The sequence below is a fragment of the Variovorax sp. 01T439_2 genome, assembly GCF_056398445.1.
Window position 1 is genome coordinate 1 of the sequence record NZ_JBFTPJ010000069.1, and the last position, 11,421, is coordinate 11,421.

The 11,421-nt window shown below is 68.9% G+C and carries 10 protein-coding genes; 8 read left to right on the forward strand and 2 right to left on the reverse strand.

What is annotated here, in order from left to right:
• A partial coding sequence (locus AC1DOC_RS05460; RefSeq protein WP_478129500.1) for a hypothetical protein occupies positions 1 to 525 on the forward strand: 525 nt, incomplete at its 5' end.
• A gap of 27 nt (positions 526 to 552) precedes the next feature.
• On the opposite strand, the gene AC1DOC_RS05465 is transcribed toward AC1DOC_RS05460, so the two are convergent.
• Positions 553 to 1,473 (reverse strand): LysR substrate-binding domain-containing protein, encoded by a 921-nt coding sequence (locus AC1DOC_RS05465; RefSeq protein WP_478080297.1) that lies wholly within the window; start codon positions 1,471 to 1,473, stop codon positions 553 to 555.
• A gap of 100 nt (positions 1,474 to 1,573) precedes the next feature.
• Here AC1DOC_RS05465 and AC1DOC_RS05470 point away from each other — a divergent pair, with 100 nt between their 5' ends.
• On the forward strand, positions 1,574 to 2,785 hold the full coding sequence (locus AC1DOC_RS05470) for a threonine synthase (protein ID WP_478080296.1): 1,212 nt from the start codon (positions 1,574 to 1,576) through the stop codon (positions 2,783 to 2,785).
• 32 nt (positions 2,786 to 2,817) lie between these two features.
• Positions 2,818 to 3,804, forward strand: coding sequence for a tripartite tricarboxylate transporter substrate-binding protein (locus AC1DOC_RS05475; RefSeq protein WP_015867008.1), 987 nt, complete (start codon positions 2,818 to 2,820; stop codon positions 3,802 to 3,804).
• Between the two features lie 40 nt (positions 3,805 to 3,844).
• Here AC1DOC_RS05475 and AC1DOC_RS05480 read toward each other — a convergent pair whose 3' ends face one another.
• Positions 3,845 to 4,153, reverse strand: coding sequence for a DciA family protein (locus AC1DOC_RS05480; RefSeq protein WP_015867007.1), 309 nt, complete (start codon positions 4,151 to 4,153; stop codon positions 3,845 to 3,847).
• 195 nt (positions 4,154 to 4,348) lie between these two features.
• On the opposite strand from AC1DOC_RS05480, the gene secA reads away from it, so the two are divergent.
• The 5 genes from secA to AC1DOC_RS05505 form a co-directional block, all read left to right on the forward strand.
• Entirely contained in the window at positions 4,349 to 7,141 is a 2,793-nt protein-coding gene (secA, locus tag AC1DOC_RS05485; protein ID WP_478129501.1) for a preprotein translocase subunit SecA, read from the forward strand.
• A gap of 30 nt (positions 7,142 to 7,171) precedes the next feature.
• Positions 7,172 to 8,401 carry a bifunctional glutamate N-acetyltransferase/amino-acid acetyltransferase ArgJ gene (gene argJ, locus AC1DOC_RS05490; protein ID WP_478080293.1) on the forward strand — a complete coding sequence of 410 codons (1,230 nt, stop codon included), beginning with the start codon at positions 7,172 to 7,174 and terminating at the stop codon, positions 8,399 to 8,401.
• Positions 8,398 to 9,273, forward strand: a complete 876-nt coding sequence (locus tag AC1DOC_RS05495) for an ATP-binding protein (RefSeq protein WP_015867004.1) — start codon at positions 8,398 to 8,400, stop codon at positions 9,271 to 9,273. The genes argJ and AC1DOC_RS05495 overlap by 4 nt, the downstream gene beginning before the upstream one ends.
• Positions 9,270 to 9,722 carry an NUDIX domain-containing protein gene (locus tag AC1DOC_RS05500; RefSeq protein ID WP_478129502.1) on the forward strand — a complete coding sequence of 151 codons (453 nt, stop codon included), beginning with the start codon at positions 9,270 to 9,272 and terminating at the stop codon, positions 9,720 to 9,722. Before AC1DOC_RS05495 ends, AC1DOC_RS05500 begins: the two co-directional genes overlap by 4 nt.
• 61 nt (positions 9,723 to 9,783) lie before the next feature.
• On the forward strand, positions 9,784 to 11,421 hold a 1,638-nt coding region (locus tag AC1DOC_RS05505), incomplete at its 3' end, for an acyltransferase family protein (RefSeq protein WP_478129503.1).

The following is an 11,421-nucleotide window of genomic DNA, read 5'->3' on the forward strand; positions in this document are numbered from 1 at the left end:
CCGATGAACGGGCTGCACATCGGCCCGTCCTGCCGCGTCGGGCCGGTCGAGCTCGGGCTCAGCGCCGACCGGCTGTCGGCGCAGGGCGTGCGCTCGGTCATTGCGGGCCCGCAGCTCAAATGGAATTTCCACGGACCCGCTGCCGATGCGCCGCTGAGCGCGGCGCTGTCGCTCGGCGCCGTGTTCGATCTCAGGCGCGGCGGCCGTGCCGGCGGGCAGTTGGTGCTGCCGGTCACATGGCGGCCGGCGGACAGCCTGCAGGTCCATGCCAACCTCGGCGCCGACTGGGCCACCGGCACCGGCGCCCGCACGCCACGCGGCGGGCTGGCGGCGGAGTGGGCGCTCGATGACAAGGTTTCGCTGATCGCCGAGCGCAGCCGTGCATCGGGTGTGTGGACTTCGCGCGTCGGCGGGCGCTTCAGCCTCACGCCGCTGGTCAGCGTGGATGTGAGCGCCTCCAGGACGGGGCCCGGCGGCGTGCGCGGCTTCGTCGTGGGGCTGAACCACGAGTTCGGCTTGAAGTAGCAGGGAGAAAAGAGGCGGCGCGCGGCTTCAGCGCAGGTAGCGCTGGATGCGCTTCTCGTCCTCCGCCAGCTGCCGGCGCATGAGCGAAAGAAAGTCGCGCGCGGTGGTGGACAGCACCTTGCCCGCGGGCAGCGCCAGCACGCACGAAAAGAACACGTCGACCGAGAGCCGGCGTACCACGAGGCCGCGCTCCGCGTAGTCGAGCGCGGTGATCGGGTTGACCAGCCCCACGCCCAGGCCGCGCACGGCCATCTCGCACACGCTGGCCGCGTAGGGCGTCTGCACCATCACCCGGAGCGACGCGCCGCGCTCGGCCAGTGCGGTTTCGAGCCCGCGGTGCGAAGGGTCCTCGGGGTTCAGTGCCAGGAAGGGCACCTGCGCGAGCTGTTCGGGCTCGACGCGCTTGAAGCGCACCAGCGCATGGCCTTGCGGCATCACGACCACGCCGGGAAAACGCGCGAAGGTCGAGTGATCGATGCCTTCGAGCGGCAGTTCATCGGCCATCAGGCCGAAGTCGGAGACGCCCTTGGCCACGCGGTCGCGCACGTCCTTGGAGCTGAGCACCTGCAGCGACACCTGCGGCCAGGGGTTGTCGCCGCGCTGCGCCTTCAGGCGTTCCAGTGCGCGCGGCATGAAGCCCAGGCCAAAGGCCGGATAGCAGCTGAGCTCGAGCTGGTTGGTGCCGAAGTCGCGCAGGCTGCGCATGCGGTGCTCGATCGCCTCCATGCCGATGAAGACGCGTTCCACCTCGCTCCACAGCGCCTGCGCCTCGGGCGTGGGCACCAGCCGCCCGCCGGTGCGCTGGAACAGCAGCATGCCGGCCTGCGCTTCGAGCCGCTTGAGCGACTGGCTGATGGCGGGCTGCGTCACATGCAGCAGCGCCGCGGCCTTGCGGGTGGAGCCGGCGCGCATCAGGGCCCGGAACGTCTCTATTTCGGTGAAGCGCATCGATAAGCTTCCTTATCGCTTGAGTATTTCAAGCTAGAGGATTTTATTTGCAGATGCCTAAGATTTCGGCACGACTTCCCCAGCCAAGATCCCGCTGAACATGCCTGCACCCGTCATCCACTTCAAGCTCGCCTCGGCTTCCGAGCCGCCCGCCGATCCGCCAGGCGCCGCGCGGACCCGTCCGCCGCGCCCGGTGAAAAACCCCCGCCTGCAGGGTTTTCGGTGCCTGCGCTGCGATGCCCCCTATCCGCTCACGCTGGCGAACGACGGCTGTCCGGCCTGCCGCGGCATGGGCGTCCACGTCGGRCTGCACGCGAGCTACCTGCCGGGCGGCGACAGCCCCGTGCCGATGCCCTACGCGCCGGGCTTCACGCTGGGCGAGGGCGGCACGCCGCTGCTCGACATGCCGGAATTGGCGCACGAATTCGGCGTGGCGCGGCTCGCGCTCAAGGACGAATCGTGCAACCCCACGGGCTCCCACAAGGACCGCATGGCCGCGGTGGGCGTGGCCCAGGCGCTGGACTTCGGCGCCCACACGCTGGTGCTGGCCTCGTCGGGCAATGCCGCGGTCTCGGCGGCGCACTATGCATGGGCCGCGGGGCTGGGCTGCGAAGTGGCCACTTACGAGGGCCTGCCCGCCGCCTACGCGCGGCAGCTCGATGCGCTGGGCGCGCGGCGCCACGCCTTTGCCGACAACGCCGGCCGCTGGGCCTTCGTGCGCGAGCGCTCGCAGCATCCGGGCTACTTCGCGCTGACCAATTACCGCCTGCCCGCCCTGGGCAGCGCACCGCTCGCGATCGAGGGCTACAAGCCCATCGCCCTGGAGTGCCTGGCCGAGGGCGGCCTGCCCGACCACCTCGTGATTCCCACGGCGCGCGGCGACCTGGCCTGGGGCATCTACGCGGGCTTTCGAGACCTGCTGGCCGCCGGGCGCATTTCGCGGCTGCCGCGGCTCTGGCTGGTGGAGCCTTTTGCGCGCCTCTCGCGCGTGCTGGCCGGCGGCGCGCTCGACGGCGCATATCCCGGCCACACCGCGCAGTTTTCCACCGCCGGCTCCACCGTGACCTTCCTGCAGTGGCAGGCGGCCGTCGCCTCGGGCGGCGGCGCGGTGGTGGTGGGCGACGAGCAGGCCCGCGCGGCCCGGCAAAAGCTCACGGCGGCCGGCGTGAGCGCCGAACTGTGCGCGGCGGCCGGGCTCGACGCGCTGCGCCAGCTGCGCGAGGGCAACGCGATTGCCGCCGACGCCCACGTGGTGCTGATGCTCACCGCCAACGCCTCGCGCGACCCGAGCTGGCCCGACCGGGCCGCCTGAACCTCCGAAGCACCACAGAAGGAATCGAAACCATGCACGCAATGCAACGCCGCGCCTTCCTGGCTGCCGGTTCGGCCGCCGCCCTGTTTGCCGCCACCGCGCAGCGCGCCTGGGCGGCCTTTCCCGACAAGCCCATCAAGCTGATCGTGCCCTGGGCCGCCGGCGGCAGCACCGACGCCATTGCCCGCGCCATGGCGCAGCGCATGAGCCAGACGATCGGCAGCTCGGTGATCGTGGACAACCGGCCCGGCGCCGCCGGCCAGATCGGCACCGAGGCGGCGGCCAAGGCCGCGCCCGACGGCTACACGCTGGCCATCGTCGAGCTGCCGCACGCCATTGCGCCCGCGGTGACGGCGCGGCTGCCCTACGACCTGCTGCGCGACTTCACGCCGGTGACGATGATCGGCACCTCGCCGCTCGTGTTCTTCGCGGGCATGGACAACGACAGCCGCGATTTCAAGACCTTCGTCAAGACCGCGGCCGCGCGGCCGATGCCGCCGGCCATCGCGCACAGCGGCGCCGGCACGGTGAGCCACCTGGCGGCCGAACTGCTGGCGAGCCGCACCGGGATCAGGTTCAACATGGTTCCCTATCGCGGCTCGGCGCCGGCGCTCACCGACGTGGCGGCGGGCACGGTGGCCGGGCACTTCGCCACGCTGGCCAGCGGCTCCAGCCTGCTGGGCGCCAACCGGATCCGCCCGCTGCTGGTGACGAGCGCGCAGCGCGTGAACATCCCGGGGCTCAAGGAAGTGCCCGCGCTGGCGGAGAGCGGGCTCAAGGGCATGGAGATCGACCAGTGGTGGGCGCTGGTGGCGCCGGCCACCACGCCGCTGGAGCTGATCGAGCGGCTGCGGCGCGAGGCGATCGCGGCGCTGGACCATGCCTCGGTGAAGGAGCGCATGGCGGTGCTCGGCGTGCAGCTGAAGGGGTCCACCACGGGCGAGCTGCGGGCCTTCATGCGTTCGGAGGCCGAGCGCTGGCAGAAGGTGGCGCACGGCATCGGGCTGCAGCCGCAATAGGCGGGGCCGCCCGGCCGTTCGAGGGGACGGCTTTTCTTGCTCAGCGTCCGGACTGCACCTTGATCCGGATCGTGTTCACGTCCCAGCCCTTGCTGCGCAGCCGCGTGACCAGCATCGGCGACAGCTGGCGCAGCTTGGCGGCCGCCGCGCTGCCGTTGACCAGCAGGCACCACACGTCGCCCTCGGCCGGGCCGGCCTGCACGGCCGGGCGCATGGCCGGCGGAATCAGCCCCTCGACCGCGCGCAGCCGCTCGCTCGCGTCGCGCGCACGGGCAATCAGGCTCGCCAGGGTGGGCGAACCTTCGGCGGCCTGCTGCAGCGTGAAGGGGGGGACGGAGCGGCGATTCATGGGTAATCCGGAGGGTGGAACAAGGGCAGCTAAAATGCCCGGTTTGCCGACGCTTGCGCCGGCAGATCCGGTCTGGAGCCGCTTGCCTTCTTCGGAGCTTGCATTCAAAGAAGATGCGCCCAACTGCTTTCACCATATCTTAGGGAATCCGGTCGCAGTGCCTGCCTGGTCAGGTGCACGCCCATCTCCACGCCAATGGCAACCAACTTCCTGACCCAGATTTTCGGCAGTCGCAACGACCGGCTCCTCAAGCAGTATCGCAAGACGGTGGAGCGCATCAATGCACTCGAACCCGAATTCGAGAAGCTCAGCGACGATGGGCTGCGCGCCAAGACCCAGGAGTTCAAGGACCGCATCGCCAAGGGCGAAACCCTCGACGACCTGCTGCCCGAAGCATTCGCCACCGTGCGCGAAGGCTCCAAGCGCGTCATGAAGATGCGCCACTTCGACGTGCAGCTGCTCGGCGGCATGGCCCTTCACAACGGCAAGATCGCCGAAATGCGCACGGGCGAGGGCAAGACCCTCACGGCCACGCTGCCGGTGTACCTGAATGCGCTGTCCGGCAAGGGCGTGCACGTGGTCACGGTGAACGACTACCTGGCCAACCGCGACGCCCAGTGGATGGGCCGTCTGTACAACTTCCTGGGCCTCACGGTCGGCATCAACCTGCCGCAGATGCCGCGCGAGGAAAAGCAGCAGGCCTACGGCAGCGACATCACCTACGGCACCAACAACGAGTACGGTTTCGACTACCTGCGCGACAACATGGTGTACGAGCCCGGCGACCGGGTGCAGCGCATGCTGAACTACGCCATCGTCGACGAGGTGGACTCCATCCTGATCGACGAGGCCCGCACGCCGCTGATCATCAGCGGCCAGGCCGAAGACCACACCGACCTCTACCTGGCCATCAACAAGGTGGTGCCGCTCCTGACCAAGCAGGAAGGCGAGGCCGATCCGCGCACGGGCGAGGGCGTCACGGTGCCGGGCGACTTCACGGTCGACGAAAAGACCCACCAGGTGTTCCTCACCGAAGACGGCCACGAGAAGGCCGAGCAGCTGCTGGGCGAATTCAAGCTGCTGCCCGAGGGCGCGTCGCTCTACGACCCGGCCAACATCACGCTGATGCACCACCTGAATGCCGCGCTGCGTGCACGGCACCTGTACCACCGCGACCAGCACTACGTGGTGCAGCAGGGTGAAGTCGTCATCGTCGACGAATTCACCGGCCGCCTCATGACGGGCCGCCGCTGGAGCGACGGCCTGCACCAGGCCGTGGAAGCCAAGGAAGGCGTGCAGATCCAGGCCGAGAACCAGACGCTGGCCTCCATCACCTTCCAGAACTACTTCCGCCTGTACGGCAAGCTGGCCGGCATGACCGGCACGGCCGACACCGAAGCCTACGAGTTCCAGGAAATCTACGGCCTCGAAACCGTCATCATTCCGCCGAACCGCCTCAGCAAGCGCGACGACCAGCTCGACCGCGTCTACAAGACCACGCGCGAGAAGTACGAGGCGGCCATCCAGGACATCCGCGAATGCTACGAGCGCGGCCAGCCCGTGCTGGTGGGCACCTCGTCGATCGAGAACTCCGAAATCATCGACGGCCTGCTCACCCAGGCGGGCCTGCCGCACCAGGTGCTCAACGCCAAGCAGCATGCGCGCGAAGCCGACATCGTGGCGCAGGCCGGCCGCACCAAGATGATCACCATCGCGACCAACATGGCCGGCCGCGGTACCGACATCGTGCTGGGCGGCAACATCGAGAAGATGATCGAGGCCATCGAGAACGACGAAGGCCGCGACGAAGCCACCAAGGCAGCCGACATCGCGCACGTGCGCGACGAATGGACCCGGGACCACGAGTTCGTCAAGTCGCTGGGCGGCCTGCGCATCATCGCGACCGAGCGCCATGAGTCGCGCCGSATCGACAACCAGCTGCGYGGSCGTKCSGGCCGCCAGGGYGACCCGGGYTCSTCGCGCTTCTACCTGAGCCTGGACGATCCGCTGATGCGCATCTTCGCGGGCGACCGCGTCAAGGCGATCATGGACCGCCTCAAGATGCCCGACGGCGAGGCCATCGAAGCGGGCATCGTCACGCGCAGCATCGAGAGCGCGCAGSGCAAGGTCGAGGCGCGCAACTTCGACATCCGCAAGMASMTSCTSRAGTACGACGACGTCWYGAACGAYCAGCGCAAGGTGATCTACCAGCAGCGCAACGACATCCTCGACGCGGCCGATCTCTCGGCACAGATCGCGGCGCTGCGCGAAGGCTGCTTCACCGACCTCGTGCGCCAGTACGTGCCGGCCGAGTCGGTCGAGGAGCAGTGGGACCTGCAGGGCCTGGAAAAGACGCTCGCCAACGAATGGGGCATCGACATGCCCCTGAAGCAGCAGGTCGAGGCGGCCGAGGCCGTGAGCGACGAGGACATCGTCGACATGGTGGTGAAGGCCGCCAATGACAGCTTCGATGCCAAGGTGGCGCTGATCGGCCAGGAGAACTTCACCCAGTTCGAGCGCATGGTGCTGCTGCAGAGCATCGACACGCACTGGCGCGAGCACCTGGCCTCGCTCGACTACCTGCGCCAGGGCATCCACCTGCGCGGCTATGCGCAGAAGCAGCCCAAGCAGGAATACAAGCGCGAGGCCTTCGAGCTCTTCGGCCAGCTGCTCGACTCGGTCAAGAACGAAGTCACGCGCCAGCTCATGACGGTGCGCGTGCAGTCGGGCGAGCAGCTCGAGGAAGCCGCCGATGCGCTCGAGAGCCGCGGCGAGAACGTCTCGAACATCACCTACAGCGCGCCCACCGAGACCGGCGAGGTCGAGGTGCGCCTGGACGAGGAAAACCAGCGCCGCATCGCGGCCGCGGGACTGGGGCTGGGCACGCTCGGCGCCGAGGCCGCGGCCTTCGCGCGCGTCGGCCGCAACGATCCATGCCCCTGTGGCAGCGGCAAGAAGTACAAGCACTGCCACGGCAAGCTCAGCTGACCCAGAAACTCCAGAGAAGAGAAAACCGCCATGCCCGTGAACCTGTCCGCCCCTGATCCTGCCGCCTTGTTCGCGGTGCCCGGCGTCCGCATCGGCGTGGCCGAAGCGGGTGTGCGCAAGGCCAACCGCAAGGACCTGACCGTCGTGCTGATCGACGAAGGCTCCGCGGTCGGCGGGGTGTTCACCCAGAACCGCTTCTGCGCAGCGCCGGTGCAGGTCTGCCGCGACCACCTGGCAGCCAACTACGGCATCCGCGCGATGGTCATCAACACCGGCAACGCCAACGCCGGCACCGGCGAAGACGGCCTGATGCGCACGCGCTCCACCTGCATCGCGCTCGCGCGCCAGCTGGAGATCGCGCCCGAGCAGATCCTGCCGTTCTCCACCGGCGTGATCATGGAGCCGCTGCCGGTGGACCGCATCGAGGCCGGCCTGCCCGCCGCGCTGGCCGACGCGGCGGAGAACCACTGGGCGCGTGCCGCCGAAGGCATCATGACCACCGACACGATCCCCAAGGCGTTCAGCCAGCGGGTCCAGGTCGGCGGCGCCACCGTCACCATCACCGGCATCAGCAAGGGCGCCGGCATGATCCGCCCGAACATGGCGACCATGCTGGGCTTCATGGCGACCGACGCGAAGATCGATCCCTCGCTGATCCAGCCGCTGGCCCGGCGCCTGGCCGACGCCTCGTTCAACCGCGTGACCATCGACGGCGACACCTCGACCAACGATTCCTTCGTGGTCATTGCCACCCAGAAGGCCGCGCACGCCGCCATCACCTCGCTCGATTCGGCCGAAGGCAAGGCCCTGGTCGAGGCCATGCAGAACGTCGCGCGCCTGCTTGCGCAGGCCATCGTGCGCGACGGCGAGGGTGCCACCAAGTTCATCACCATCCAGGTCGAAGGCGGCCGCAATGCCGCCGAGTGCAAGCAGGTGGCCTATGCCGTGGCGCATTCGCCGCTGGTCAAGACGGCCTTCTATGCGAGCGACCCGAACCTCGGCCGTATCCTCGCGGCCGTCGGCTACGCGGGCATTGAGGACCTCGACCAGACCGGCATCGACCTGTTCCTGGACGACGTGCACGTGGCCGTCAAGGGCGGGCGCAACCCGGCCTACCGCGAGGAAGACGGCCAGCGCGTGATGAAGCAGAGCGAGATCACGGTGCGCATCGGCCTGGGCCGCGGCAACGCCAGCGAAACCGTGTGGACCTGCGACTTCAGCCACGAGTACGTCACGATCAACGCCGACTACAGGTCATGAACGAGCAGTTCCAGAAGCTGATCGAGCGCGCCGAGCAGCTGATCGGCCGCATCGAGTCGATCCTGCCGCAGCCGCTCGCGGCCCCCGCCGACTGGAACGCGTCGATCGCCTGGCGCTACCGCCGCCGCAGCTCGGGCCATGGCGTGCTCGAGCCCGTCAGGCACGTGGCCGCCATGGCGCTCGACAGCCTGAAGGAAATCGACGTCCAGAAGGAAAAGATCGAGCGCAACACGCGCCAGTTCGTCGAAGGCAAGCCGGCCAACAACGTGCTGCTGACCGGCGCGCGCGGCACGGGCAAGTCGTCGCTCATCCGCGCCTGCCTGCAGGCCTATGCGCCGCAGGGGCTGCGCTTGATCGAGGTCGACAAGGCCGAACTCACCGACCTGCCCGACATCGTCGAGGTGGTGTCGCAGCGGCCCGAGAAATTCATCGTGTTCAGCGACGACCTGAGCTTCGACGAGGGCGAGCCGGGCTACAAGGCGCTCAAGTCCATTCTCGACGGCTCGATCGCCGCGGCCACGCCCAACGTGCTGATCTACGCGACCAGCAACCGGCGCCACCTGCTGCCCGAGTACATGAAGGACAACCTCAGCTACACCCACACCGAGGACGGCGAAGTCCATCCCGGCGAGGTGATCGAGGAAAAGATCTCGCTGTCGGAGCGCTTCGGCCTCTGGGTCAGCTTCTATCCGTTCAGCCAGAACGAATACCTGGCGATCGTCGCGCAGTGGCTGTCGTCGTTCGGCGTCGACGCCGCCGCCATCGAGGCGGCGCGGCCCGAGGCGCTGGTCTGGGCGCTGGAGCGCGGATCGCGCAGCGGCCGCGTGGCCTACCAGTTCGCGCGCGACTACGCCGGGCGGGCGACGGCATGAGTGCAGAGCAAGGCCGCAAGCACACCGAGGTGGCCGTCGGCGTGCTGATCCGGCCGGCCGACGGCGCGCTGCTGCTGTCCACCCGGCCCGAAGGCAAGGCCTATGCGGGCTTCTGGGAATTTCCGGGCGGCAAGATCGAGGCCGGCGAAACGGTGGAGCAGGCGCTGCGCCGCGAACTGGAAGAAGAACTCGGCATCACCATCGCGGGCGCCGAGGTCTGGAAGATCACCGAKCACGACTATCCGCACGCGTTGGTGCGGCTGCACTGGTGCAAGGTCACGGCCTGGAGCGGCGAGTTCGAAATGCGCGAAGGCCAGGCCATGCGCTGGCAGCAGCTGCCGCTGGACGTGGCGCCGGTGCTGCCGGGCGCCTTGCCGGTGCTCGAATGGCTGACCCAGGAGCGCGGCCTGCCGGCCTCGGCGGCGCTGGCGGTCTCGACGCTGGCCTGATGGACGGGGCCGCGCGGGCGGGCGGGCGCGCGCAGCCGGCGCCGCGGGCCTGGAGCACCAGATGATGCACCCCAAGTACCGCCCCGACATCGACGGCCTGCGCGCCGTGGCGGTGGCCTCGGTGCTGGCCTTCCATGCGTTTCCCGATGCGCTGCCGGGGGGCTTCATCGGGGTCGACATCTTCTTCGTGATCTCGGGCTTCCTGATCACGACCATCATCATGCAGAGCCACGCGGCCGGCGACTTCAGCTACCGCGACTTCTATGCGCGGCGCATCCGGCGGATCTTTCCGGCGCTCACGCTGGTGCTGCTGGCCACGCTCGCCTTCGGCTGGTATGCGCTGCTGCCCAGGGAGTTCACCGAACTCGGCAAGCAGGCAGCGGGCGGCGCGGCCTTCATCGCCAATTTCGTCTTCTGGGGCGAGGCCGGGTACTTCGACACGGCGGCCGAGACCAAGCCGCTGCTGCACCTGTGGTCGCTGGGCATCGAGGAGCAGTTCTACATCTTCTGGCCCATGCTGCTCGCGCTGGCCTGGCGCCGGCGCTGGCCCATTCTTCGGCTGCTGTGGGTGCTCGCGGCGGTGTCGTTCCTGGTCAACGTGCTGACCATCCACCCTTACCGCACGGCGGCCTTCTACTCGCCCGCTTCGCGCTTCTGGGAGCTGATGGTGGGCGGCATCCTGGCCTGCATGCGCCTCAAGGCCGCGGGCAAGGCGCCGGCGCCGGCCTGGCGCAGCCACCTGCAGTCCTGCCTGGGCGTGGGGCTGATCGTGCTCGGGCTCGTGATGACCCGCAGCGACAAGGCCTTTCCAGGCTGGTGGGCGCTGCTGCCCACGCTGGGCGCGGCAAGCTGTATTGCGGCCGGGCCTGCGGGCCTGCTCAACAGGCATGTGCTCGCGAGCCGGCCGATGGTGTGGATCGGGCTCATCAGCTATCCGCTCTACCTGTGGCACTGGCCCTTGCTGGTGTATGCGCGCATCGTGGAAGAGGGCGAGCCGGCGGCGTGGATCCGCGCATGCCTGGTGCTGGCGAGCGTGGCGCTGGCCTGGCTCACCTATCGCTTCGTCGAGCGCTTCACCCGGGCGCGAGCCCAGGCCGGCATGCTGCGTTCGCTGGTGGCCGGCAGCACGGCGATCGCGGTGGCCGGCCTGCTGGCGCTGGGCGGCATGCCGCCGCGCAACGGCAGCGACCTGCTGCGCAAGGTGACCGACGCCACCGTGGACGACAACTACTACGCCGGCTTCGAGCAGCAGAAGATCGGCGCCTACCCGGTCAAGCGCGTGGGCAGCGGGCCGCGCACGGTCCTGATGATCGGCGACAGCCACATCCTGCAGTACGCACCCCGCGCCCTGGCGCTCGCGGGCAGCGCGCCCGAGCGCATGGCGACCACCTACTTCTCGACCTATGGCGCCTGCCCGCCGGTGCCCGGCATGGTCGCCGAAGGCAACCCGGGCTGCGAAAAGGCGCGCGGCGAGATGCTGGCGCTGGCGCTCGATCCGCGGATCGACACGGTGGTGGTGGGCGGCTGCTGGAACTGCTATTTCACGGGCAACTTCCCGCTGCCGTTCTACTTCCGAGAAGGCGATGCGGCCTACCTCGTGAACAACGGCGGCGAAGGCCTCGGCCGCTCGCTGGCTTCGCTCGAGAAACTGCTGGCCGAACTGGTGCGGCAAAAGAAGAAGGTCTACCTGCTGCTGGAC

What these genes read in the sequence shown, in the direction of transcription:
- AC1DOC_RS05465 (WP_478080297.1), bottom strand. Translation starts at nt 1,473, where the DNA reads ATGCGCTTCACCGAAATAGAGACGTTCCGGGCCCTGATGCGCGCCGGC.
- AC1DOC_RS05475 (WP_015867008.1), top strand. Translation starts at nt 2,818, where the DNA reads ATGCACGCAATGCAACGCCGCGCCTTCCTGGCTGCCGGTTCGGCCGCC.
- AC1DOC_RS05480 (WP_015867007.1), bottom strand. Translation starts at nt 4,153, where the DNA reads ATGAATCGCCGCTCCGTCCCCCCCTTCACGCTGCAGCAGGCCGCCGAA.
- argJ (WP_478080293.1), top strand. Translation starts at nt 7,172, where the DNA reads ATGCCCGTGAACCTGTCCGCCCCTGATCCTGCCGCCTTGTTCGCGGTG.
- AC1DOC_RS05495 (WP_015867004.1), top strand. Translation starts at nt 8,398, where the DNA reads ATGAACGAGCAGTTCCAGAAGCTGATCGAGCGCGCCGAGCAGCTGATC.